The sequence below is a fragment of the Streptomyces sp. Ru62 genome, assembly GCF_002920615.1.
Classification (GTDB): domain Bacteria; phylum Actinomycetota; class Actinomycetes; order Streptomycetales; family Streptomycetaceae; genus Streptomyces.
On sequence record NZ_PQSU01000009.1, the window covers coordinates 76,023 to 99,496 of the forward strand.

18 protein-coding genes and 4 pseudogenes are annotated in these 23,474 nt (G+C 70.6%); 13 read left to right on the forward strand and 9 right to left on the reverse strand.

What is annotated here, in order from left to right; all coding sequences use genetic code 11:
* Nucleotides 1-17: 17 nt before the first annotated feature.
* The 4 genes from C3492_RS14080 to C3492_RS14095 all read left to right on the forward strand — a co-directional run bounded on the left by C3492_RS14080 (nucleotide 18) and on the right by C3492_RS14095 (nucleotide 2,379).
* Entirely contained in the window at nucleotides 18-389 is a 372-nt protein-coding gene (locus tag C3492_RS14080; RefSeq protein WP_103812100.1) for a hypothetical protein, read from the forward strand.
* A gap of 19 nt (nucleotides 390-408) precedes the next feature.
* Nucleotides 409-801 carry a hypothetical protein gene (locus tag C3492_RS14085; RefSeq protein WP_103812101.1) on the forward strand — a complete coding sequence of 131 codons (393 nt, stop codon included), beginning with the start codon at nucleotides 409-411 and terminating at the stop codon, nucleotides 799-801.
* Nucleotides 802-1,221: 420 nt separating this feature from the next.
* Complete coding sequence (locus C3492_RS14090; RefSeq protein ID WP_103812102.1) at nucleotides 1,222-1,965, forward strand: SOS response-associated peptidase; 744 nt, start codon at nucleotides 1,222-1,224, stop codon at nucleotides 1,963-1,965.
* Between the two features lie 195 nt (nucleotides 1,966-2,160).
* Nucleotides 2,161-2,379 carry a PLD nuclease N-terminal domain-containing protein gene (locus tag C3492_RS14095; protein ID WP_103812103.1) on the forward strand — a complete coding sequence of 73 codons (219 nt, stop codon included), beginning with the start codon at nucleotides 2,161-2,163 and terminating at the stop codon, nucleotides 2,377-2,379.
* On the opposite strand, the pseudogene C3492_RS46895 reads toward C3492_RS14095, so the two are convergent.
* Nucleotides 2,349-3,222: pseudogene (locus C3492_RS46895) on the reverse strand (IS5 family transposase). The gene C3492_RS14095 and the pseudogene C3492_RS46895 overlap by 31 nt on opposite strands.
* Nucleotides 3,223-4,155: 933 nt before the next feature.
* On the opposite strand from C3492_RS46895, the gene C3492_RS14110 reads away from it, so the two are divergent.
* Nucleotides 4,156-4,731 carry a hypothetical protein gene (locus C3492_RS14110; RefSeq protein WP_103812104.1) on the forward strand — a complete coding sequence of 192 codons (576 nt, stop codon included), beginning with the start codon at nucleotides 4,156-4,158 and terminating at the stop codon, nucleotides 4,729-4,731.
* 556 nt (nucleotides 4,732-5,287) lie between these two features.
* Here the strand turns inward: C3492_RS14110 and C3492_RS14115 are convergent.
* The gene (locus tag C3492_RS14115; protein WP_103812105.1) at nucleotides 5,288-5,509 is read right to left on the reverse strand and encodes a hypothetical protein; all 222 of its coding nucleotides are present in this window, start codon (nucleotides 5,507-5,509) and stop codon (nucleotides 5,288-5,290) included.
* Between the two features lie 241 nt (nucleotides 5,510-5,750).
* Nucleotides 5,751-6,092 (reverse strand): annotated as a pseudogene (locus C3492_RS14120) (transposase family protein); the annotation flags it as partial.
* 84 nt (nucleotides 6,093-6,176) lie between these two features.
* Here C3492_RS14120 and C3492_RS14125 point away from each other — a divergent pair.
* From C3492_RS14125 to C3492_RS14140, 3 genes and pseudogenes are all read left to right on the forward strand, one after another.
* The gene (locus tag C3492_RS14125) at nucleotides 6,177-6,548 is read left to right on the forward strand and encodes a hypothetical protein (protein ID WP_308461149.1); all 372 of its coding nucleotides are present in this window, start codon (nucleotides 6,177-6,179) and stop codon (nucleotides 6,546-6,548) included.
* Nucleotides 6,549-6,669: 121 nt separating this feature from the next.
* A complete protein-coding gene (locus tag C3492_RS14130) occupies nucleotides 6,670-7,098 on the forward strand; it encodes a signal peptidase I (protein ID WP_103812107.1) in 429 nt (142 codons plus the stop codon).
* Between the two features lie 429 nt (nucleotides 7,099-7,527).
* A pseudogene (locus tag C3492_RS14140) lies at nucleotides 7,528-8,126 on the forward strand (transposase); the annotation flags it as partial.
* 4 nt (nucleotides 8,127-8,130) lie between these two features.
* Here the strand turns inward: C3492_RS14140 and C3492_RS45745 are convergent.
* Both C3492_RS45745 and C3492_RS14150 read right to left on the reverse strand, forming a co-directional pair.
* Nucleotides 8,131-8,598: a hypothetical protein gene (locus C3492_RS45745; protein WP_258055696.1), complete on the reverse strand. Its 468-nt coding sequence runs from the start codon at nucleotides 8,596-8,598 to the stop codon at nucleotides 8,131-8,133.
* A gap of 123 nt (nucleotides 8,599-8,721) precedes the next feature.
* Nucleotides 8,722-9,129: a DUF6193 family natural product biosynthesis protein gene (locus C3492_RS14150; RefSeq protein WP_219822073.1), complete on the reverse strand. Its 408-nt coding sequence runs from the start codon at nucleotides 9,127-9,129 to the stop codon at nucleotides 8,722-8,724.
* Nucleotides 9,130-9,549: 420 nt separating this feature from the next.
* Here C3492_RS14150 and C3492_RS14160 point away from each other — a divergent pair, with 420 nt between their 5' ends.
* The gene (locus C3492_RS14160) at nucleotides 9,550-12,558 is read left to right on the forward strand and encodes a glycosyl hydrolase (RefSeq protein WP_103812109.1); all 3,009 of its coding nucleotides are present in this window, start codon (nucleotides 9,550-9,552) and stop codon (nucleotides 12,556-12,558) included.
* Nucleotides 12,555-13,379 carry a beta-L-arabinofuranosidase domain-containing protein gene (locus C3492_RS14165; RefSeq protein WP_308461146.1) on the forward strand — a complete coding sequence of 275 codons (825 nt, stop codon included), beginning with the start codon at nucleotides 12,555-12,557 and terminating at the stop codon, nucleotides 13,377-13,379. The genes C3492_RS14160 and C3492_RS14165 overlap by 4 nt, the downstream gene beginning before the upstream one ends.
* A 159-nt stretch (nucleotides 13,380-13,538) precedes the next feature.
* On the opposite strand, the gene C3492_RS14170 is transcribed toward C3492_RS14165, so the two are convergent.
* Nucleotides 13,539-15,530 carry an FHA domain-containing protein gene (locus C3492_RS14170; protein ID WP_103812110.1) on the reverse strand — a complete coding sequence of 664 codons (1,992 nt, stop codon included), beginning with the start codon at nucleotides 15,528-15,530 and terminating at the stop codon, nucleotides 13,539-13,541.
* Nucleotides 15,531-15,587: 57 nt separating this feature from the next.
* The gene (locus C3492_RS14175) at nucleotides 15,588-17,276 is read right to left on the reverse strand and encodes a serine/threonine-protein kinase (RefSeq protein ID WP_103812240.1); all 1,689 of its coding nucleotides are present in this window, start codon (nucleotides 17,274-17,276) and stop codon (nucleotides 15,588-15,590) included.
* 692 nt (nucleotides 17,277-17,968) lie between these two features.
* Between C3492_RS14175 and C3492_RS14180 the strand changes: the two genes are divergently transcribed.
* Entirely contained in the window at nucleotides 17,969-19,180 is a 1,212-nt protein-coding gene (locus C3492_RS14180; RefSeq protein WP_103812111.1) for an MFS transporter, read from the forward strand.
* 14 nt (nucleotides 19,181-19,194) lie between these two features.
* Here the strand turns inward: C3492_RS14180 and C3492_RS14185 are convergent, their stop codons facing one another.
* A complete protein-coding gene (locus C3492_RS14185; protein WP_103812112.1) occupies nucleotides 19,195-20,190 on the reverse strand; it encodes a helix-turn-helix domain-containing protein in 996 nt (331 codons plus the stop codon).
* A gap of 373 nt (nucleotides 20,191-20,563) precedes the next feature.
* On the opposite strand from C3492_RS14185, the gene C3492_RS14190 reads away from it, so the two are divergent.
* Entirely contained in the window at nucleotides 20,564-20,995 is a 432-nt protein-coding gene (locus C3492_RS14190) for a PaaI family thioesterase (protein ID WP_258055700.1), read from the forward strand.
* 394 nt (nucleotides 20,996-21,389) lie between these two features.
* Here the strand turns inward: C3492_RS14190 and C3492_RS45750 are convergent.
* Nucleotides 21,390-21,494: pseudogene (locus C3492_RS45750) on the reverse strand (3-oxoacyl-ACP reductase); the annotation flags it as partial.
* A 183-nt stretch (nucleotides 21,495-21,677) separates the two neighbouring features.
* Here C3492_RS45750 and C3492_RS14200 point away from each other — a divergent pair.
* A complete protein-coding gene (locus tag C3492_RS14200) occupies nucleotides 21,678-23,318 on the forward strand; it encodes an alkaline phosphatase (protein ID WP_103812113.1) in 1,641 nt (546 codons plus the stop codon).
* The last annotated feature ends 156 nt before the right edge of the window (nucleotides 23,319-23,474 follow it).

The window sequence follows — 23,474 nt, forward strand, 5'->3', positions numbered from 1 at the left end:
GGGGGAAGGACCACATCGTGCCTCATCACGACGTACTGCTTCGCGGGCTGCTCGGCGTCACCGCCGTCGCAGCCCTCCTGACGGCCGGAGCGGGGACCGCTACGGCCCACACCGCGCCAACCGCGCACTCGACAGCCGCACCGGCGAAGGCGTTCGGCGCCCAGTCCTCGCCGGGCCGCTACCTGGTGGACGGCGCTCGCATTCACACCCAGCCCAACACCGGTTCCACGACGGTCGGTTACGGCTACGGGAGCCACGACGTCACCGTCCACTGCGGCCGCGTCGTGGCGGGCCAGGAGTGGTACTACCACACGGACAACACCACGCACGTGACCGGCTGGGGCCGGTACGACGTCGTCGCCCCGTACCTCGCCGTCGGCAACTGCTGACCCGGTCTCAGGAGCAGTCATGAACACACACATCCGTCGCCATGCCCGTCTGTACGGCGCCACCCTCGCCGTCTTCGGCGCCACGGCCGCCCTGCTGCTGCCCGCGTCGGCCGCCGGCGCCGCCGAGGGGGCCCCTGCCGCACCCGGCACCGCCCCGCTGGCGACCGCCGCCGCTCCGGGCGACTACCTGGGAACCGGGGTGCGGATCCGGGCCCAGGCCAACGGCTCGTCCACGATCAAGGGTCTCGGATACGCGGGGCAGGGGGCGACCGTGTACTGCTGGCAGGACGGCCCCGCCGTCGACCCCCGCCTGACGATCAGCTGGTACTACCACCGCAACAACGCCACCGGTGTCACCGGCTGGTCCAGCTGGGACGTCTTCAGGCCCTCCGCCGAGGTCCCGCACTGCTGACCCGGCGCCACGCGTGATCGCGTCCGGTTCTTCGCCCACGGGGGTGGCGGAGGCCGGACGCGGCCGCGTGGCGCTCCGGTAGGGCGGACGGGGGCCGCGTCGCGTTCCAGTAGGGCGCACGCGACCGCGTCACGCTCGGGTGAATGGGCCGCGGTCCGGGCGCCGGGTGGGTGGGGAGGCCCGCCGAGCACCCGTTACGCGGGGTTCAGGTGAGTCTGCGGAGGTGTATGCCGACTGCCGGTGCCGAGGGGGTACCCGAGGTGTCCGGGGCAGCGGGAGGTGGCCGGGGCAGAAGTGCGGGAGGTGTCCGAGGCAGAAGTGCGGCACCGCCTCTCCAGCGACAGCCCGGCGTAGGACACCTCCCCTCGGGTCACCGCACCGGTGCGTCGTCGGGCGGCCGGGCGATGAGAAGGTGGTCGCATGTGCGGTCGATACGTCTCCACCCGAAGCCCGCAGGACCTGGCGCAGGTGTTCCACGTCACCGAGTGGCCCACCACGGAGGCGCTCGCACCGAACTGGAACGTCGCCCCGACCGACGACGTCTGGGCCGTCCTGGAGCGCACCCCGCGCAAAGACGGCGACGGGGCCGCACCCGTGCGGGAGCTGCGGGCGCTGCGCTGGGGCCTGGTGCCGTCCTGGGCGAAGGACCCGAAGACCGGCGCGCGGATGATCAACGCCCGGGTGGAGACCGTGCACGAGAAACCGGCCTACCGCCGCGCGTTCCTCACACGCCGCTGCCTGCTCCCGGCGGACGGGTTCTACGAGTGGCAGCCCATCAAGGACCCGGCCACCGGCAAGGTGCGCAAGCAGCCGTACTTCATCCACCCCGAGGACGACCAGGTGATGGCGCTCGCCGGCCTGTACGAGTACTGGCGCGACCCGGCCGTCACCCAGGACGACGACCCAGCCGCCTGGCTGATGACCTGCACCATCATCACCACCGACGCCACCGACGCAGCCGGCCGCGTGCACCCGCGCATGCCCCTCGCGCTCACCGAGGACCACTACGAGTCCTGGCTCGACCCCGCACACCAAGACCCCGACGAACTGCGGGCTCTCCTCGGCCAGCCCGCCGGCGGACACCTCGATGCGCGCCCGGTCTCCACGGCCGTCAACGACGTCCGCAACAACGGCCCGCAACTGCTCGACCCGGTCAGCCTCTAGGGCCTTTTGCGAAAGCGGATGTCGGCTGCGGGTAGTCCGGCCGTTGTGGTCATTGCAATGTGCCCCGCTTCCTGGCCATAGGGGCAAATGGCCGTATCACCCAACTGAGCGAGGGCCGCTAGCATGGTCGGGCAGTGAGGCCAGGCCGTGCCGCACGCAAGCGGGGCGGGAGCTCCTGGCACACAAGGTGACCCGATGACATCAGCACTGGTCTACGCGATTTACCTCATGGTCGCGGCGTTGTACGTCTATGCCCTGGTCGACTGCATCAGGACCCCTGCGCCGCGCATTCGCATCCTGCCCAAGGTCGGCTGGCTGATCATCATGGTCCTGTTCCCGATTCTCGGCGCCATCGCCTGGCGCAACCTGGGCAGGCGCTCTGCCTACGCAGAAGACCGGGTGCCTGTGGCCTGATCTCCCGCCCATGACTCTCCCCGTGCCGTTCGAAGCCATTCGTTGATGGCTGCGACCAGCACGGTCGCTTCGTAGCGGACGGCGAGTTTGTGGTACCGGGTGGCGACGGCGCGGTGGCGCTTGAGGCGGTTGATCCCGCACTCGACTGCGTGCCGCTGCTCGTAGTCGTCTTTGTCGAACTTCGGCGGGCGGCCGCCGTGCGAGCCGCGTGCCAGCCGGTTGCGGACCCGGTCCGCCGGAACGGAGATCGTTGCTTCGATCCCGTGTCTGCGCAGGTAGGCTCGGCTATTGCGGGAGTCGTACGCCATGTCGGCCCGCCCCGGTTCGGGCGCTTACGCGGCCTGCCGGGCCCGAGCCGGGGAACCCGGATCGCCCCCAGGACCGGCTCGAACTGCGGGGATTCACCCCTCTGCCCCACCCTGATCACCACCGACAGAGGATTCTGGCCTTGCTCGACCGCGAGGTGGATTTTGGCGGTCAGCCCGCCACGCGAGCGTCCGAGTCCGTCGTCAGCCGGCTCAAGGGCGATGCCGCCGGACAGCTCCTTCCGGAGATCCCCCTTTCGCCGCCCCGGCGGCGTGCTGAGGGGCCCGGCAGACCGTGGAGTCGACGTTCACACCCCAGGTGATCAAGCTTTTCGCGTTCGCCTCGGCCTGCAGCCGGGTGAGGATCCGGACCCAGGTCCCGTCCCGCTGCCAGCGCCGGAACAGGTCGTGGACACGGTCCGTAGGCCGTCCGTCAGTTGCCGCCGAGTCCACAGGTGCGGACGGCCCGGCTTGATGCCATGCGGCAGCAACGGCTCAAGCAGGGCCCACTGGCCGTCGTCAGATGCCCACGTCCCACAATGGCCGCCCCGACCTCACGCCGATCCAGTGCGCCACGCTCCTGCCCCGCCTGCAGCAGCTCGCCGATCAGCCTCAAGGCCAAGTCACCGACCCCCTTCTCCAACGGCACCGAGACGACGCCCGGGGCGGGTGGTCGTACTTCAGCTCTGCTTCGACAACGGCGTCGGCCTTCTCTTCGGCTGACACCGGTGGGGGCCCGGGGCACAGCGGGGCGTGAGGTCGGCCCACACCGGACCAGGCACCCGCGATGGACACGGCGTGATCACCGGCGGTTTCGGGCTCGGTGGTGGCGAGGCCGGGCGCGAGCCCGAGCTGGGTGACGCCGACGTCGGCGGGCGAGTTCGATGAGTGACGCGGCGTGCTCGTCGAGGACCGGCGGCGGCAGAAGGTAGTGGCGGCCGGGTCGATAGTGCCTGAGGCGCGCGGTCAGGGCGTGGGCGAGCCAGGCGTCGATATGGGCCGGGCCGTGGCCGCCCGCGCGGCGGGTGAGTTCGTCGCACGGTTTCGTCACCTTCTCGGGCCCGGTCTGCTCCAGCGTCCCCAGCTCGCGCAGCACCTGTGCCCATCAGCGTCGCGGGCCGCGATCCAGGCGGCTCCGCAAGGCTCGGCTTCCCAGGCGGCGGGCCCGGCTTCGGCGGCGGGCTCGACTTGGACGACGTCGGCGGCGGCCGGGGCGTAGACGGTGCCCGGGGCCGCGGCGGCGAACAGGTGGTCGATGCGCTGCCGCTCCACGAGGCCCGCCCGGCCGCGCGTGTCGTCGGCCAGGTACTCGTGCCGCGTTCCTGGCTCGCATCGGACGAGCTTCCTCGGGGGAATCCCGCGGACGGCAAGATTCCCTATTTGCCCCTGTCTGGCGTACAACCTTCCGCTGCGCCCGGCCGTCTCACCCGGCATCAGAGTCAAGCGACCGAGCTCGACCAAGGGGGACAGGATGCGACGTATCAGAGCGGCAGTGGCGGTGCTCGTGCTCGCGGGCGCCACGCTGTGGACGGCGGCGAGCACCGCGGCCGCGGCCCCGGCGGAGGGACCGCGCGCGGCGGCGGCCTGCCCTACGGGCTGGGGCAGCGGCGCCAAGGGTGGTACCGCCATGGGGGCCGACCACTTGACGGACATCAGGACCGGACAGCACGAGTGCTACGACCGCATCGTGTTCGACGTGCCCGGCGGCGGCGACCGGATCGGCTACCACGTCCAGTACGTGGACCGGTTCTACGCGAACCCTTCGGGCCAGTACATACCGGTTGCCGGCGGGGCGATCCTCGACATCCGCGTCGGCGCGTGGAGCTACGACCTGGAGGCCGGCGTGCCGACCTACCCGGGGAAGGTGGGCAAGGCCCTGCCCGGTGTGAACATCAGCGGGTACAGCACCTTCCGGGACACCCGGTTCGGCGGCACGTTCGAGGGGCAGACACAGGTCGGTCTCGGCGTACGCGCCCGCCTGCCCTTCCGCGTGACCCAGTTGGACGACCGGGTCGTCGTCGACGTGGCCCACAGCTGGACGAGTTAGCCCACGCCCGGCCCGGCATGGACGCGACGGTCCTTGCGTCCCTTGCCGCCCAGCTCAGCTTCTTTCCGATCAGCGGACCGTTGGTCCGGCCGTGCGCGTCGACCGACGCGGGTCTTGACTGCTCTGGTCGCGCAGGCCGACGTCGAGGGAGGCGACATGAACTGGTCGTCGCCGGTCGACTCCAGCGTCGTGCGCGCTCACCGACACGCGGCTGGGACCCGCAAAATGGGCCCCAGCCGGCGAGCCCACTCCCCACGAGGTCGGACGCTCACGTGGTGGGCTGACCACGAAGGAATCCGGACGAAGATTCCACAGCCCGCCGACCAAGTCGCAAAGCGCAGACGCAAGGGCCGTCTGGCTGGACGTGCGCCGACCTTCGGCCGGGAGGCGTAGAAGCGACGCAACACCGTCGAACGCTGCATCAACCGCTTGAACAACTGGCGTGGGCCGGCCACCCGCTACGAGGAGACCCCCACCGTCTTCCGAGCCGTACTTCACCTCGCCGGCATCTTCATCGGGTCCGCTCGCTGACCCTAGGGACACCACCCGACGAGCGTCAGTTCCACGGTTCCTCGTACGGATTCTCGCCCAGCACCTTCGCTGCGGCCACACAGAGGTCTTCACCGTAGAGCTGGTTGCTACCCCATTCCGAGCCCCACAGGTGGGACGCGGCCTGGGCCACAGCGCGCCAGGTGTATTCCTCATCGCATCGCCACGTGCGGATCTGAGCAGCCATATCCGGTGTGATCGTCGCGGGGTCCACAGTGTTGTGTGCCATTCCAGCGACCCTAGGGACGCCACGAAGATGGTGGCCACCGGATTACGTCCCCTGCCGCCCGTCGTACATGCCCCAGCGCTTCGTTGTCAGGACTCGGCCGGGCGCACGACGTCGGAAGGCTCCAGCGCATCGGGCGCTGGGAGCTCCATGCGATGCTCCGACAAGATCCGAAAGAGAGGGCTTGGCATGAACGTTGTACCGTAAATGATCTATGGCATGCCGCTTGACCAGCATTGCTTCCCACCAGCGTGCCATCCACCATCAGAGCCGCGCCCTTACGGAACCGCTTGCGCTGCTGGGCGGCGAACGCGGGTCCGAGATGGTCGATGATGCGGTCGGCTGCAGACTTGGACACCCCGAACAGCGGCCCGAGTTGGCGCAGGGTGAGGTTGGTCCGCCAGTGGCCCGCGGCCAGAAGCACCCGGTCCTCCAGCGGCACCATCCAGAGCCGCCCCTTGCGGACCGGGTGGATGCCCTGCCACTGGCACCACTACGCGGTGATCAGCTTGTCGAACTGCCGCGTGCTCAGCCCAGTGAACGGAGCTATCCAGGAGGGCTCCGACGCCGTGATCACACCAGCCATGCGGCAGGACATCTCAGTTGCCGAAACGTCGCCCTACGACTGATCCTGGGCATCGGGCAAGCAAGGGGGGACACCGTGGGGCTCATGCTCTTCCCCGGAAGCGGCGACGTGACCAGCCCTGACGTCTCCTGGTCCTACACCGGCTTCCACATGTTCAGGGAGTGGCTGGCCGACGCAGAGGGGTTCACCCTTGCTGAGATGCACGGATTCGGTGGAGACCGCGCGTGGAGCAGTGTCTCCACCACGCTGGCACCGCTGCTCGACCATCCAGACGATGACGGATCCCTCACGGCAGCTCAATGCGCAGCCATGCTGCCCAGACTGGAGGCGATCATCGATCAGTTCCACTCCGAGGACAGCGACCCCGTTCTCCAACGACGTGTCGATGACGCCCGCCAACTGGTCACCGTCATGAAGTACTGCCGGGACATGAGCGTTGAGCTCCTCTTCGGCTGACCGCCGCAGGCGGTTTCCTGCCGGAGATGATGTGCAGTCACGGGACAGCTTAAGGGCCTGTTGCTGGAGTGACGGTTACTGTCATGAGTGCCGATGCAGCTGGCTGCTACCTTCCGGAGTCATGACCGACAACGTGTATGTGGGCAATGCCGGCAGGGACGCGGCGCTGGACCGGGGGTGGCTGCTGGGGCATTTCAAGGACGCCTCCGATCCTCGGCACAGCGAGGACGTGGAGATCAAATGGGGCGTCCACTCGCAGGGCGATGAGCGGGCTCAGTGGGTGACCTGCGAAGAGCGCACCACCCTGTTGGTGCTCATCAGCGGGCGCTTCCGGGTGGAACTGCCAGGGCGCCGCGTGACTTTGGCCCGGCAGGGGGATTACGTCGTGTGGGGCCGAGGCGTCGATCACTCCTGGTTCGCGGAGGAAGAGTCCGTGGTTCTGACGGTCCGCTGGCCGTCTGTCCCTGGCTACAAGGTGACCGATGAGGACCATTCCGCTGCTGGTCATAGCCATTCGTCCAGGACCGCGACCAGCACGGCGGCCTCCTAGCGGGCGGCCAAGTTGTCATAGCGGATGGCCACCACTCGGTGGCGCTTGAGGCCATTGAACCCGCGTCCGACCGCGTGCCGTTCGCGGTAGTCAGTCTTGTCGAACTGCGGCGGCCGACCGCCGTGAGAACCCAGACTCACGCGGTTGCGGACCCGGTCCGCCGGGATGGGGATCGTGGCCTTGATCCCACGTCGACGCGGGTGGGCACGGTTCTTGCGGGAGTCGTACGCCTTGTCGGCCCGCACCCGGTCCGGGCGCTTGCGCGGCCGTCCCAAGCCGAGTCGAGGCACCGGATTGCCTCCGAGACCGGATCGAACTGCGGAGAATCCCCGCGTTGTCCGGCCGAGATCACCACCGGCAACGGCTTCTGCCCCCGCTCGACCGCCAGGTGGGACTAGCTGGTCAGCCCGCGCCGGAACCGACCAGCCGAACGAGCGACCGGGCCGTACCTTCGCCTTTGACGAGTTCGGCCCGCTCGGCATCCGGCCGACCGCCGGCTCATGCTGGGCCGAACGAGGCAAGCCGGAGCGGCTGCCGGCGACATATCGCCGCACCCACGGCATTACCTGCTTCCACGGCTGCCATTCGGTCGGCGACGACAAGCTGTGGGGGATCAACCAGCACCGCAAGGGCATCGACCACACCCGGGCCGCCCTGCGATCCATCCGCGCCGCCCGTCCGGACGGCGCTCCGATCCACGTGATCCTCGACGACCTTTCCGCCCACCTGAACTGGCGAATCCGCAGGTGGGCAGACCGGAACAGGATCGAGCTGTGCTTCACCCCAACCTACGCATTTTCGCCAACCCCGTCGAGGCCCACTTCGGACCGCCGCGACTGTTCACGCTGGCCAACTCCGACCATTCGAGCCACATCGTCCAGATCCGGGCACTGCACGCCTACCTGCGCCGGCACAACCAGAACCGTCGCTACCCCAACGTCCTCGCGAACCAGTGACGCGAACGCGCCCGCGTTCCAAATGAGAGACACGTCCGATGGGACGGCCGGCCTGTTACGACTGCTGCTTGAGCAATTACAGCTGCTCCTGAAACACCCTGATCTCGGTCGGCGCGAGCATTCTGACCGTCGTCCAAGCTGACAGCTCGGTCAGCTCTCGGGCCCAATCTTCGAGGTCATCACCAGCACCGTGGAAGAACCATGAGTCGAAGCTTCCCAGAGCTTCCAGGGCAGGTCCGGATCCGCATCGGACCTCGCAGTGGACCTGCACGTAATGGTCGTGATCACCATCGGCGTCGGAGACCTCGAACTGCCTTGTCAGGTCGACCGTGAACGTCGGTGAACCGTCGAACGAGTAGGTTCCGTACTGGAAAAGAAGGCCGTCACCATCAGGGACTTCCGAGACGTCGAACAGCCGTCGGCCGAAGCGGAGGAATGCCCACCAGACGTCTTCCGTGCCAAGGTCGGCGAGCGCGCGCCGCCCCGCCCTCAGCTCGCCTTCAAGTAGCCCCACGGCTTCATCGACCGACGGTCTCCGCGTCATCCCCGCCCTCCCTCACCGCAGCGGCTCAGCCTACTCAACTTGGCAAAGCTCCCGGTCGCGACACTAGGGCCCGTCCGCAAAGGTGCCTACTGAGCTGCCGAGGCGAAGTCGGCGGCTCGGCATCTACCTGTTGTCCCGCGATCTCTCGTAGGCGGCCAGCTCCTCTGCGTTGCCGATGAAGGCCGGGCCGCAGTGTGATGGCAGACGATCGACGACCATCGTTACTGCAGTTTGCGCGCTGTCTGTCTCGGCGATCCGTGGGCTGGTTCGGCTCGGCCCTTCGACGTAGTAGCGGCCGTCTCCTAGGATTCCGGTGTAGGGGATGTCCCACGTGTGGCGAATTTCCGTGCATCTGCTGAAGTGCAGTTCCCACATACCGGCCCAGGGGTAGAGCCGGCGAAGCAGCGGATCTGCATGCGCGACCAGCACCAGTTCGGCAAACGGAGCGGCAAGTGGCGATCCTTCCGGTCGGCGAGCTTCGCCGGCCGTGGTGAGGATTTTGTACCAGGCTGCTTCAACAGTATTGGTCATGCCGTGATTATGCGGGCGCTACTGGCCGTCATCAAAGATCACTACCTGGCTCATCATGGTCGGATGCGCCGACACGAACTCAGTGACCAGAAGCGGGATCTGATCGCTCCGCTCATACCGCGGGCCGTCACCGACCGAGGTGACCTCCCCGTCGAACTCGCCTGAATCCCACCCGTGTCGCACCACTTCGAGCGTGAACCGCGTTCGAACGGTGCCCTGTTTCACCGCCAGTACCCCGGCGCCAGCGCCCGCCCGTCGCGACGGCGCGGACCCCGGCTGTCGGGGCACTGGTTCGGGCCGCGCGGGAAGTTACTGGCCGGCCACGTCTTGACCCCCCGGACCGACAGGCTTAGCGTTCCGGCGTTCCTATCGGATTGAAACGATTCAATCCCTTGTCGAGTCAGCTTGTGGGGCGCACCTATGCCTGAATTCCTCTCGCAACGTGGCGGGATGTCCCGGCGCACGGTCCTAGCCGCCGCGCTGGCGGCCGGAACCGTGGCCGCTGTCGGTGGTGTTCCAAGCGGCGCCGCCGCCCTTCCCGCGGCCGGTACCGCCGGGCCGGCCGCCGACTGGTTCGCGCGTCCGCCGCGCTCCGTGCGTCCCAAGTTCCGCTGGTGGTGGCCCGACGGCCTCGTCGACCCCGATGAGATCGCCCGCGAGATCGACCAGATCGCGGACGCGGGCTTCGGCGGAGCCGAGATCGCCGCCGTCCACCACAGCGTCAAGAGCAAGTCCCTGCTGGACACCGAGCACCACGGGTGGGGCAGCGCACCCTGGCGCGCCGGAGTCGAGGCGGCCCTGAGCCGGGCGAGCAGACGCGGCCTCACCGTCGACCTCACCCTCGGCCCGAGCTGGCCCGTGGCCGTGCCCGGCGTCACCCCCGACGACGAGGCCGCCGCCCAGGAACTCGCCCACGGCCGCGTCACGGTGACCGGCGGAGCCGGTTACCAGGGCCCGGTCCCTCCGCCGGTGCACGCGGCGACGGCCGGCGTCACCCGCCAGAGCCTCCTCGCCGTCCAGGCCGCCCGGATCAACCCGGCCCACTCCACCCGCAAGGAGACCGGGCTCGACCTCGACAGCGTCCGCGACCTCACCGACTCCGTCACCGACGGCACGCTCTCCTGGACGGCGCCCGCCGACGGGGACTGGGTGCTGATCTCCTACTGGCGGCGCGGTTCCGGCCAGCAGCCGGAGTCCGGGCCGCACTCCGCGCCCGCCGCCTACGTCGTCGACCACTTCAGCGCGGCCGGCACCGCCGCGGTCACCGGCTTCTGGGAGCGGGCGGTGCTGACCGGCTCCCTGCGCAGGTTGCTGAAGGCGGCGGGCGGCGCGTTCTTCGAGGACTCCATCGAGATGGAGACCGACGGGCTGACCTGGACCCCGCTGCTGCCACGGGCCTTCGAGGAACGCACGGGACGGCCGCTGCTGCCGTACCTGCCCGCCCTGGTCCTGGACAAGAGCAACCAGGTCTTCGCCTTCGAGGCCCAGCTGACCCGGCAGATCAGGCACGACTTCTGGGCGACCGTCTCCGACCTGTTCAACCGGCACCACGTGCGCGCCCTGCGGGACTGGGCGCACTCACTCGGCGTGGGCCTGCGCGCCCAGCCGTACGGGCTGCAGACCGACGCCATCGAGTCCGCCGCGCTGCTGGACATCCCCGAGGGCGAGTCCCTCGGCTTCAAGAACCTCGACGACTTCCGCTGCCTGGCCGGTGGCCGGGACATGGCCGGCCACACCGTGCTGTCCTGCGAGTCCGGCGCCTACAGCGGCTCGGCCTACAGCACTACCTGGGACCGCTTCCTGCGCACCATGGGCGGCGCCTACGCGGCGGGCGTCAACCAGACCGTCGTCCACGGCTTCTCCTACGCCACCGCCCCGGAGGCCCAGTGGCCCGGCTTCGCGGCGTTCAGCCCCTACAACGGCTCCCCCGGCTACGGCGAGTCGTGGGGCCCCCGGCAGCCCACCTGGCGGCACGTCGAGGACATCGCCGGCTACCTGGGCCGCGTGCACCGCGTCCTGCAGTCCGGCACCGTCCGCGCGGACGTCGCCGTCTTCCGGCAGACCGGCTACACCGCCACGGGCATCGGCGCGTCCTGGTTCACCGCCACCGGCGTCCCGCTCGGCTGGACACACCAGTTCCTCAGCGGCCCCCTGCTCGACCTGCCGAACGCCACGGTCTCCGACGGCCGGCTCGCCCCGGACGGCCCCGCCTACAAGGCGCTGTTCGTCGAGGGGGACTTCTTCTACGGCTCCACCCCCACCCTCGCCCTGGCCGACGCCCGCAAGCTGCTCGCGCTGGCGAAGGCCGGCCTGCCCGTGGTGCTGCTCGGCGCCTTCGACCAGGTGCTCACCCCGGGCGTGCCCGGTGCCGGTGAGACCGATGAACTGCGCGCGGTGCTCACCCGGCTGCTCGCGCTGCCGAACGTAGTCCGCGTCACGGACAAGGCGGCGGTCGGCGGCGCCCTCGCCGGCCTCGGCGTCACCGCCGACGTACGGCACGCCACCGCGTCCACCCTCCTCAACGCCCACCGGGTCACCAGGGACGCGGACTTCTACTACTTCTGCAACGGCAAGCACGCCGAGACCGTCAAGCCGCCCGTCGCGGCCGTCGACCACGACGTCACCCTGCGCCGCACCGTGGGCGGCCGCACGGTGCCGTACCTGCTCGACCCGTGGAGCGGCGAGGTGGTTCGCCTCGCCCGCTACACGGAGGACGGCGACGACGTCACCCTGCGCATCAGCCTCCAGCCGGGCCAGGCGACGATCGTCGCGCTGGGCCGGCCGGGACTCTTCGGCGACCGGCTCGGCAGCCGCCCGCACGCCGTCGCCACCGACGCCGACCAGGTCCTGTTCACCGAGCGGGGGCTGACCGTCCGCGCCGGCGCCGCGGGTACGTACACCACCCGCCTGTCCCGGGGCCGCACGGTCACCACCACGCTCCCGCCGGTGCCCGCCTCCATGGTGCCGGGTCGCTGGGAGCTCGACGTCGAGGACTGGTACCCCGGATCCTCCCCGGCCCGCACCGAGACGGTGCGGCGCACACTGACCCTCGACACCCTGCTGCCCTGGTCGCAGATCCCGGAACTCGCGGACTCCGCCGGCATCGGCCGGTACCGCACCACGGTCACCCTCCCGGCCGACTGGAGCGACGCCCACGGCGCCGTACTGGAGCTGGGACAGGTCAGCGACACGGTCCGGGTCACGGTCAACGGCAACCGGACGGCACCCGTCGACCGCGTGCACCCGGTCGTCGACCTCGGGGCGCTGCTGCGGGCGGGCGAGAACACCGTCGAGATCGAGGTGGCCACGCCGCTGATCAACCGTCTCCGGGTGACCCGTCCCGAGGTCTTCGGGACCACCGCCCGGCAGGCCCACGGGCTGACCGGTCCCGTGCGGCTGGTGCCGTACGCCCAGGCAACCGTCGAGTGACTCCCTCGGGGCGCACCGGCCACCGGTGCGCCCCCGCACGGCCCGCACGGCACGGCCGCCGGAGGGCACGCCGTCGATCTTCCCGCCTTGAACGATTCAACCCCCTCCTCCCCCGGCCCACCGTCCTCGTCCCCGCTCAGGCCCCCCCGTTCCGGAAGTCAGCGCCGCCTGCCCGAAGGGAACCCGTCCTGTGCCCGCACCCCACCATGGCCGGTCTGCTCGACCAGTACCGGCTGAGCGGCAACCGGCAGGCGCTCACGGTGCTGCTGGAGATGGCGGCCTGGGCGGACGCGCGCACCGCTCCACTGTCCAGGGAGCGGATGCAGAGCGTGCTGAAGGTCGAGTTCGGCGGCATGAACGACGTCCTGACCCGGCTGTACCTGGAGACCGGGGACCCGGCGCACCTGCGCACCGCCCAGCGCTTCGACCACGACGAGCTGTACGCGCCGCTCGCCGCGGGCCGCGACGAACTCGCCGGACGGCACGCCAACACCGAGATCGCCAAGGTGGCCGGCGCGGTGCCGGGCTACGAGGCCACGGGCGACGCCCGCTACCTGGACATCGCCGACACCTTCTGGACCCACGTGGTGGAGCACCACTCGTACGTCATCGGTGGCAACTCCAACCAGGAGCTCTTCGGCCAGCCCGACGAGATCGTCAGCCGGCTCTCCGACGTCACCTGCGAGAACTGCAGCAGCTACAACATGCTCAAGCTCGGCAGGCACCTGTTCCCAGCGCGGAGGCGGTGTACCAGGTCGGCTCGGGCCACTGGGAGTTCGGCTCGACCCTGCCGACGGATCGGCCCCGCGAGCACGAACTGACGGAGCGTAAGCCGGCGTCCGGCGCGTTACTCCCGGCCCCGGCGCCCCAGAGCGGCTGATTCGGCCACCTCACCACTGTTCCTCCCCCGCGCCGCCCGGCGTCCTGAGCCCCGCCGCCCGGACGCCTGCGGGGCCGGCCGCGGGCAGGGTGACCTGTCGTCAGGCGGGGTCGAGCAGTGCCGAGGTGCGGGGGTCAGGGAGCGGGAGGGCCGCGGCGGGAGCGGCGGGGACGAAGACAGGGGCGTCATTCTGGTAGAAGATGTCGATGTCCGCCTCCTCGCCGCCGACGATCAGCGTGTCCCACGCGCCGCTCTCCTGAAGTGTCCGCAGCGTCGCGGGGGCCAGCGCGGAGAGGTGCGCGCGCAGTTCCTCGTCGTCGGGCAGGCCGGGAAGGCGAGTCGCGAGGCGGTCGCGGATCGCCCGCATGCGGTCCAGGAGGATCGCGAGGTCCGCCTCCGCGGAACCCGAGGGCACCGGGCTGCCGGCACCTCCCGAGGCGGATGCGGACGATGGGGCGAGTGCGGCCGCCGCCGGTCCCGCCGTACTCTCCATGCTGCTGTCGATGATGTCCTTGATCGCGCGGGTCACGCCCCGCTCGTCCGTCGTGACCATCGCGTTCCACGCGCGGCTCTTGTGGCGGTACTGCAGCATCGACATCGCCGCCTCGTGCCGGATGAAGTCCGCGTCGCGCAGCGGCCGGCCCCGCCAGACGCGGCTGAGGGAGCGGGCGAGGGATATGGCCGAGGCCAGGCCGCTGTTGAGGCCGCGGCCGGGCCAGAAGTGGATCGCGTTGGCCGCATCGCCCAGGAGGAACCCGTACGTCCCCGGACGGTCGGCGGTCGGACGGGTGAGCTGCGCGGTGAACCGCGGGCGCTGCACCATGTCCAGCCGGAACGACGTGATCGCGCTGAGGTCCTCCTCGGCGACGCCGAACAGCCGCAGGCCTTCGAGGATCCGCTTCCACAGCGGCGAACTGCGCAGCAGCGCGGGCAGGAACAGGGTTCCGTGGGTCGGGCAGACGAACTCGTTGTCCTCGTGGCGGCTCATGACGCAGGGCCGGGCCGCGATGCACTCTTCGAAGACCTGCCGCACCGGGTCGATGCCGATGACGCTGCGCGCCTCCTCGCGGGTGAGCCGCATGTTCAGGAAGCCCTCGCCGCGCAGCGAGTTGAGCAGGAACCGGTTCTGCGCCACTGTCAGCAGCACGCTCATGGGGTCCGAGAGGCGGGACTTGACGCGCAGTCCGAGCACCACGTCCTGGAGGTGCTCTCCGTCGAGGGAGTAGATGGAGGCGTCGGCCGTGCCGAAGCGGTCGGCGAAGTGCTCGCGGGTGCGGGAGCGGCCGCCCTCGCAGATCACCAGCACGTGGTCGCGGGCGATCAGTTGCTCCTGCTCGGCCGGATCGAACCGCTTGGGCACCAGCCGGATCGCGGACTTGCGGTTGGCCAGCTCCAGCAGTCGGTCCTCGATGTAGGCGATGCGGATGTTGCGGGGCGGCTGCCCGTCCACCGAGTCGGGTCCCAGCGGCCACATCTCGGAGAACTGCCCTTCCGCGAACAGCGCCGACCGCATCTCCTCCGTCAGCGCCAGGTACTGCCGGCTCTGCACGGTGACGACCTGCTGGCGGCGGACGTTGCCCTGGGTTTCGTCCTTCCAGACCACGGAGGTGCCGCTGCGGACCCAGCGGCCGTCGTAGACGGTGACCGCGACCCGTCCCGGCAGCGCCTCCTCCAGGAGCAGCGCGAAGGCGAGGCCCACCGGGCCGCCACCGGTCACGGTGACCCGGAGCACCCCCGGGTCCACGGTCTCGTCGGCGCGGGGCAGGGCGAGCTGGGAGAGGTCCATGACCGTCTCCACGGCTTCCTGCGTCTCGAACAGGAATGACTCGTCGCCGATGCGTATGGTGTCACCGGGCGTCAACTCGTGCCGGATGACGCGCTGTTCGTTGACGTACGTGCCGTTCCGGCTGCCGCGGTCGTGGAGGACGTACGTGCCGTTCTCCGTGACGATCTCGGCGTGCAGCCGGGAGGCGCTGACACTGACGATGACGACATCGTTGTCGCTCTTGCGTCCGAACGTCAGCGGAGCGTCGCCGAGGACCACGCTCTGACCGGTGAAGGGACCGGTGCGTCCCACGATGACCGACAACACAGAAACTCCCTTGAGGAAAGCCAGATTAGTTCAAGTATGAACGACGTGGTGCCGTGTTCACTCGCCGCCTGGACGGCACGTGATCGAGAAGGCAACCGTGTTGGACTTGGCGTCGAACGGCGACTTGATCTCCACCGCCATCGCGCTTCTCAGCGTCCCCGCCTGTGCGTACGTCGACAGGCGTACGGTTTCCTTCTTGCTGGTGGGATCGCCTTCCCGGAACGACAGGGTGCGCCACTGCCGGTCCACGACGGAGCCGTTCTCCGAGACCCATCGATACGAGAACTGGACCGGAGCCCGGTCGGTCGTGAACGTCGCCGTGAACCAGGGCGCTTGCCCGTCTCCCGGCGGGCAGCTCCCGTCGTACGTCGTGGCGTTGCCGGTCACGGTCACCGACACCGGTTGCGATGCGCTTCCGCCGGTCCCTGCTCCGCCGTTCTTGTCCTTGTCGTCGTCCTGGGTCACGAGCGCGTAGGCGAGGCCTCCGCCGAGCAGCACCAGCACGGCCGCTGCCGCCCCGATCAGGTATGCGGTACGGCGGCTGCGGCGCGCCGGAGCGGGCGCGGGGCCGGTGTCGTGCCCGAAGGCCCCGAAGGCGGGGCCGGGCTCGGTGATCACGGGCCCGAATCCCGCACCGCTCGCAGGAGGCCCGAACGTTCCCAGCGGCGCGGGCGCGGCCGGGGACACCGGTGCTGTCGCGTCCGCGTCGACCGCGGTCGGTGCGGTCTCCATGGACGCGACCGTGGCCGTGGGCACCTCCTCCGCGGTGGTGACCGCCGCGGTCACGGCTGCGGTGATGCCGCCCGTGGCGGAGGTCGTGGCTACGGAAGTGGCCGTGGCGGCGGCAGGGGGCGTGGCGGCGGTGGCATCGGTGGAGGTCTCGGTCTCCGAGGGGGCCGCCGCATCACCTGCCGCCAGGCGCAGTAGGCGCCCGGCCTCGTCGGCCGTCATCCGCTCCTCGGGGTCCTTGAGCAGCAGTCCCTCGATGACCGGCGCAAGCGGCCCGGCCCGGTGCGCCGGCGGCGGTTCGTCGTCCACGATGGCCCGCAGTGTCGCCAGGGCCGTCGTCCTGCGGAACGGCGAACGGCCCTGCACGGCCGCGTAGAGGAGCGCGCCCAGCGACCAGAGGTCCGACGCGGCGCCCGGAGTCCGGCCCAACGCCCGCTCCGGCGCGAGGTATTCGGGGGATCCGACGACCTCGCCGGTCATCGTCAGTGCCGTGTCGCCCTCCACGGTGGCTATCCCGAAGTCGGTCAGTACCACGCGGCCCTCGTCGGCGAGCAGGACGTTGGCGGGCTTCACGTCGCGGTGCAGCACCCCGGCGGCGTGCGCAGCGCGCAGCGCCGCGAGCACCTCGGTCCCGATGCGCGCGACTTCGGCCGGCGGCAGGGCGCCCTCCGCGCCGATCACGTCGGCGAGCGACCGGCCGCGTACGAGTTCCATCACGATCCACGGGCGGTCGTCGAAGGTGACGACATCGTGAACGGTCACAACGGCACGGGCGTTGACCCTGGCCGCCGCCCAGGCTTCCCGCTCCAGTCTGACGTGCATGCGCTTGCTGCGCTCCGCGGGCAGGTCCAGGGAGACACGGACCTCCTTGACCGCCACCTCGCGGTGCAGGACCTCGTCGTGGGCGCGCCACACGGTGCCCATGCCGCCCTCGCCGAGCACGGACAGCAGCCGGTACCGGCCGGCGACCAGCCGCTCGCCGCCGGCCTCCGGTGAGGCCGCGTCCTGGTTGTGCATGAGGGTCATCTCCCATCCTCCGCCAAGTGCCTGGGACAGTATGATGAATACGTCGGTGATCACTAAACGCGCAGGCTGACGGCCGGGCGCCAGAGGTGGCGCAGGAGCTCGGAACGCATTGCGGGCGGTGACCCGCCCTTGATGTGCCGGGCCGGGTTGTAGCCCTGCTGTCTCAGGGCGACCGCCCCGCGTCAGTGGACCGGCTTCCCGCTCGCGCTGTACGACAGGACCGCGAGCGGGTGCAGGCCCGTCGTCTCGGCCGTCTGCGGAATCTCGCCACGCCTGTTGACCCGACGAGCAGCAGTGGTGGCGACCGAGGCCGGTCATGCGGGGCGGGTTCCTCACCACCGCCGCGACTCGCGGGCGCGACCTGGGTTTACCCGGCGTAACATCCGGTGCGGTGATCACGCTGATGGTAGGTGACAGGACCGCTCGCCCGTTGCGGACTGTCCGGCGTCGGGCGCCCGCTTCCACTGGTCCGAGTGCGAATCCCGCTCCCGTGCCCCGCGTCCGGCATGCGGCCGATCTCGCTCTCGCAGGAACGGAGTTCAGTCAGACACATCTGTTGTGTGGGCCCTTGCGCCTCTTCTCGCCCGGGTCGCTCTCATGACCGCCGCCACGGTTCACAGAAACAACACGTCCCTTTGATACCCACGAAAGTCCGGTCCGCCGGACCCCGGCATGCCCGCACCGTGACCTACGGTCGGGTCCGCGGTGTCTATCTGCCGCGCCTCGCGGATGCCCTCGCCTCGTCCATGGCCACCTACGGCATCCCCTTGCTGGTACTGGGCACGACCAAGTCGTCGTCGCTGACCGGGATCGCCTTCATCATGGCGTGGGCGCCACGGCTGTGCACGTTCGCTCTGGCCGGCCTGGCCGTCGACCGTTTCGGGCCCGCACGGGTCTTCCGGCTGGCCGCCACGGCGCGGGCGCTCGTCGCCGCTCTTGCCGTTCCCGCCTTGGCGACGGCGGACGACAGAACCGCCCCGGGGCTGGTCATGCTCCTGGCGGCGTGCGCGGGGTGCCTGACCCAGTTCAGCTTCATCGCGGCCGAGAGTGTCGGCGCCGTCGCCAGCCGGGACGCCGGCGACGCCGCGCACCGCCTCCAGTCCGTCCTGCTGGGCATCGATCAGGCGGCAACCCTGGCCGGCCCCGCGGCAGGCGGGATCCTCCTGCAGTGGTCCGGCTTCAGCGGCATGCTCACGGCGATCGGTGGTTTGTCGGTGGTGTCGGCCGCCATCACCCCGCGCATGCAGCGGCCGCCCGCGCAGGCAGCGGAAGCGACCGGGCCGGCCGCCACCGGATGGCGCACCGGCTGGGCGACCTTGCGTGCGCTGCCGGCACTCGCCTGGCTTGTGGTGGGGCTGGCGTTGTCCAACCTGGCGCTCGGCCTGCTGGAGGCGGCGACCCCGGTGATCGTGGTGCAGCAACTCGGCCGGTCCAGCGCCTTCGTGGGGGTGGTGTGGTCCTGCGCGGCCGCGGCCTCGCTGCTCGCGGTCGCCACCAGCCGCGTCGCGATCGACCGGTATGGGCTGCCGGGGGTGGGCCGGTGCGCCGCTCTCGTGACCGTCGTGCCGTGCTTCCTGATCGCGCACACGGGTTCCTACCTGGCGTACCTGGTCCTCGTCGCCGTCTTCATGGCGGGCGACAGCGTGCTGGCCGTCGTACTGCGCACCCTGCGATCCCACCTCATCCCCGCCGAGGTCTTCGGCAGCACGTTGGCCGTCACCGTGCTGATCCTGCTCACGCCCTACCCCGTCGCCGGCGTCCTCATGGCAGTCATCGCCCCCACCGCCCTGCACACGACGATCACCGTCTGCGCTGTCCTCCAATGCCTCGGCCTGGCCTGCGCCTTCACCCGCGGCACCCGCCCCCGGGCGCGCCATGCCAGGCATCGGAACTGAGGACGACCTGCGTCTCAGCCCTGGGGCAGCGCGGAAGCGGTGGCTGCGAGCACAGCGGAGTTCCGCCACTCGACGGGGGAGACGCCGTAGGTGGCGCGGAACACCCGGCTGAAGTGCGAGGCGCTCGTGAACCCCCAGCGGTGGGCCACCGCGGCGATCGTGAGCTCCACTGACCGGCGGGCCAGGTCGCGTCGGCAGTGTTCCAGCCTGCGCTTCTGTATCCAGCGGCTGACGGTGATGTCCTCCAGCTCGAACAGTTTGTGCAGATAGCGGACGGAGATGTGGTGGGCCCGGGCGATGGCCTCCGGTGTCAGGTCCCGGTCCGACAGGTGCTGGTCGATGTAGGCCCGGATGCGCAGCAGCGACATCCGGGCGGCAGCCGGGGTGTCCGTGGGGCGTCTGCCGAGTCGCTCCTCGGCCAGGGTCTGCACCATGTCCACGACGTTGCGGGCGATCGACTCGCCCGTCCGCTGCGGGTACGTCGCGGCGGTCTCCACGAGCCGGGACAGCAACGGCGTCAGCAACGTGCCGAGCGCCGACTCGCGGCCGAGCGGCGCGGCCGTGATCTGCCGCAGGTCGGACTCGCCCAGATCCAGGACGTGCCGTGGCAGGACGAGGGACTTCGTCTGGAACGGTTCGGGGAAGGTCAGCCGTAGGGGGCGCGCCCTGTCGTAGACGAACAGCGCCCCTGGCCGCACGTGCACGTCGCGCGTGTCCTGCTCGATGCGGGCGTTCCCCCTGCTGAGCAGCATCACGACGACGTGGTGGTCGTGGGTGCTCCCAGCGATGAGGCGCCGGGTGCGGAGGGTCTGCATGGGGTCGCCCTCCACAGTGACGCCCCGGATGCGGCCCAGCGCCGACATACGGACCGTGCCGGAATACACCTCTTCGGGAACGCTGATGTCAACGGCTCCGAAGGTCTGGGACAGCGCCTCTCGCCAGTACACCCGTCGGCGGTGGGCCGGCACCGAGTCCGTGGTGTGGAGGGTGGTTGATGGGTCCGGCGACATGGAAACCCCCGTCTTTCACCATACGTTTCGCGGCAGCCATGGTGGCAGCGCGATCGGGGTCCTGACATCGCGTGAATGAGTGAGACCAACGGTAAGAGGGCGGGGTTCCGCTGCGTGCACAGGGGTGCCGCTGCTGCGCAGGAGCGCCGTGGGCTTGCCCGTGCCGCTGGTTGCCCGGGTCGGGTTCGTCGGTTTCGGCCCGCTGCTCGGTTGCGACGGCCCGGATCCGGCAGTACTCGCACGGCTCCGGGAGGGAGTGCTGCGGCTGACCCCAGCCCCGTGCCCCGTACCGAGTGCCGAAAACCCTCCCGCGCCCGCCGCTTCGGCCGGGGAGAGGAGCGCGGCACGGTCAAGCGCCTCGGCCGGCGTCCGGATGGTCGCGCGGGACTTCCAGGACTACGCCGCCTGCCACGTCACCGAGGCCACCACGACCCACCTCACCATGGAGGCCGACGGCACCCGTCTCCGCACCCGCCCCGGCGGCACCGTCTCCGGCCCCGAACAGGCCGCCCTCGTCGACCTGGCGGCCTTCCTGCTCATCAACGCCCGACTGGGCCGGCCCACCCCGATGGCCCTGACCAGTTCCCTCCAGATCAGCTACCTCAGCCGTCCCCGCCCCGGCCTGCTCCGCACGCACGCGAAGATGGCCAAGTTCGGCAAGAGCCTCTGCGTCGTCCTCGCCGAACTCCGCGACAGCGCCGACGCCCTGGCCGCCACGGCGACGGTCACGTACTCCGTGCCGCCGCCGGCCCACCGGTCCGGCCCGCGGGGGGAGGACGACACGACCGGCCGGATCGCCGAATAGATGCCGGTGGGGGGACACGGGGACCGCGGGGCCGTCGCTCATCCAGGTGGGGCTGTTGCCGTTGGCGCCGAGCAGACCGTGATCGCCACCGCGTGTGACCGACGGGAGTTCGGGCGGGCCGGGACTGCCGGAGACCCCTCACGAGCGGCGTCGGAGTGAACGCGGCGAAGTCGTAGACGCGCGTCCCTCGTGGAAGTGGCCGGGGGGTGGGGAGCGTGGGACCGTACACAGCACGGCCGGCTTCCCCGGGGCCGGGCGGAACTGGTCGGCGAAGCCCTGGAGTTCGTCGCCGGGCGGGCACAACCACTCGCATCGGAGCGGGGGTTTCCGGCGAACACTCCGACGATCTGCCCACTGGGCCGGCGCGCTCGTAGCTGCCTCCTCCGACCCCGTGATCCGGTACCAGTGCCGCCGTCTCGTCCAGCGTCTCGGTACGGCGCCCCGCGAGGGCCACCGTCCAGCCCGCGTACGGCAGTTCGGCGGCGACCGCGCGGTCGATGCCGGGGCGGGAGTCGGCGCCGGTGACGACGGTGGCACACGGGAGGGCGGGGCGGTTCGCCCGGTGCCGGAACTCATCCTTCCGCCATGGGAACGTCATGAGCCTGCCAAGCTCCTGCCCCGTCGCGGTAGTCACGGCCCGGTCAACTGCCCCTTGCATTCACCGCGACAGGGGAGAGACCGGATGACACCCGCAGCCCGCCCGTCCCAGCACGCCCCCGAACTGCGCGCCGCCGCCAGGCACCTCGGCCGGCGCCGCTTCCTCACCGTGACCGGCGCCGCCGCCGCGCTCGCCTTCGCCGTGAACCTGCCCGCCGCCGGCACGGCCGCCGCCGCCGAGTTCGACGCCCGCAGAATCACCGACGATCCCTTCACGCTGGGCGTGGCCTCCGGCGACCCGCTGCCCGGCTCGGTCCTGCTGTGGACCCGGCTGGCCCCGCAGCCGTACCAGCCCGACGGGGGACTGCCCGCGCAGCGCGTCACCGTGCACTGGGAGCTGGCCCACGACGAGAACTTCCGCCGGATCGTCCGGCGCGGTACGGCCCCCGCCCACCCCGAGTTCAGCCACACCGTCCACGTCGAGGTGCCCCACCTGCCGGCGGACCGCGTCTTCTTCTACCGCTTCCGGGCCGGGTCCTGGCTCAGCCCCACCGGCCGTACCCGCACCGCTCCGCTGCCCGGCACCCGCCCGGCCGCGCTCACCCTGGGCGCCGTCTCCTGCCAGGCGTACGCCGACGGCTACTACACCGCCTACCGCCACCTCGCCGAGGACGACGTGGACGTCGTCTTCCACCTGGGCGACTACCTGTACGAGTACGCCGTCAACGCCACGGGCAACGACCGCAAATACACCGACCGCACCCTCCCGGCGCACTACAACCGCGAGACGGTGACGCTGGAGGACTACCGGCTGCGCTACGCCCTGTTCAAGTCCGACCCGGACCTGATGGCCGCGCACGCCGCGCACCCCTTCGTCGTCACCTGGGACGACCACGAGACGGAGAACAACTACGCCGACGACATCCCGGAGGACAACGGCTCCTCCGAGGAGTTCCTGCTGCGCCGCGCCTCCGCCTACCGCGCCTACTGGGAGAACCAGCCGCTGCGCCGGCCGCAGCTGCCCACCGGCTCCGACATGCGGCTCTACCGCCGCCTGCACTGGGGCCGGCTCGCCCAGTTCGACGTCCTGGACACCCGCCAGTACCGCTCGGACCAGGCCTACGGCGACGGCTGGCAGTACCCCGGCCCCGAGTCCGAGGACCCGGCCCGCACCCTCACCGGCGCCGCGCAGGAGCGGTGGCTGATCGACGGCTGGCGCGACTCGCGGGCGCTGTGGAACGTCGTACCGCAGCAGGTCACCTTCTCCCAGCGGTACAACACCACCGCTACGCCGTCCAAGGTCTCCATGGACTCCTGGGACGGCTACCCGGCCTCCCGCGAGCGGATCCTGGCGGGGGCGGAGGCCGCCGGCGTGGAGAACCTCATGGTCCTCACCGGCGACGTGCACGTGCACTACGCGTTCGACATCAAGCGCGATTTCGGCGACCCCGGTTCCCGGACCGTGGGCACGGAGATCGTCACCACGTCGATCACCAGCGGGCGTGACGGGGCGGACCGGCCCAGCAACTGGGCCACCTACCTCGCGGCCAACCCGCACATGAAGTTCTACAACGGACGGCGCGGCTACGTGACCGTCACGCTCGGCCGGGAAGCGGCCCGCGCCGACTTCAAGACCGTCCCCTACGTCACCAGGCCGGGCGCGCCCGTCACGACCGCGGCCTCCTTCGTCACGGAAGCCGGTGCCCCCGGACTCAAGCCGGCCTGACCCCGGTGATGCGGGCGCGCCCGGGCCGGCCCGAAGCCCTGTGCGGCAGGCGGGCCCGGGCCGGTCCGAGTCCGTCGGGCAGGCGCGACCAGCGAATGACCCCAGGCCGGGGCGGGGCGGGTCCGGTTCCGGCCCTCCTGCCCGGGTGACGGACGC

Coding starts and splice junctions, on each gene's coding strand:
- C3492_RS14085 (WP_103812101.1), top strand. CDS start 409: ATGAACACACACATCCGTCGCCATGCCCGTCTGTACGGCGCCACCCTC.
- C3492_RS14090 (WP_103812102.1), top strand. CDS start 1,222: ATGTGCGGTCGATACGTCTCCACCCGAAGCCCGCAGGACCTGGCGCAG.
- C3492_RS14095 (WP_103812103.1), top strand. CDS start 2,161: ATGACATCAGCACTGGTCTACGCGATTTACCTCATGGTCGCGGCGTTG.
- C3492_RS14110 (WP_103812104.1), top strand. CDS start 4,156: ATGCGACGTATCAGAGCGGCAGTGGCGGTGCTCGTGCTCGCGGGCGCC.
- C3492_RS14115 (WP_103812105.1), bottom strand. CDS start 5,509: ATGGCACACAACACTGTGGACCCCGCGACGATCACACCGGATATGGCT.
- C3492_RS14125 (WP_308461149.1), top strand. CDS start 6,177: ATGCTCTTCCCCGGAAGCGGCGACGTGACCAGCCCTGACGTCTCCTGG.
- C3492_RS14130 (WP_103812107.1), top strand. CDS start 6,670: ATGACCGACAACGTGTATGTGGGCAATGCCGGCAGGGACGCGGCGCTG.
- C3492_RS45745 (WP_258055696.1), bottom strand. CDS start 8,598: ATGACGCGGAGACCGTCGGTCGATGAAGCCGTGGGGCTACTTGAAGGC.
- C3492_RS14150 (WP_219822073.1), bottom strand. CDS start 9,129: ATGACCAATACTGTTGAAGCAGCCTGGTACAAAATCCTCACCACGGCC.
- C3492_RS14160 (WP_103812109.1), top strand. CDS start 9,550: ATGCCTGAATTCCTCTCGCAACGTGGCGGGATGTCCCGGCGCACGGTC.
- C3492_RS14175 (WP_103812240.1), bottom strand. CDS start 17,276: ATGCACAACCAGGACGCGGCCTCACCGGAGGCCGGCGGCGAGCGGCTG.
- C3492_RS14185 (WP_103812112.1), bottom strand. CDS start 20,190: ATGTCGCCGGACCCATCAACCACCCTCCACACCACGGACTCGGTGCCG.
- C3492_RS14190 (WP_258055700.1), top strand. CDS start 20,564: ATGGTCGCGCGGGACTTCCAGGACTACGCCGCCTGCCACGTCACCGAG.
- C3492_RS14200 (WP_103812113.1), top strand. CDS start 21,678: ATGACACCCGCAGCCCGCCCGTCCCAGCACGCCCCCGAACTGCGCGCC.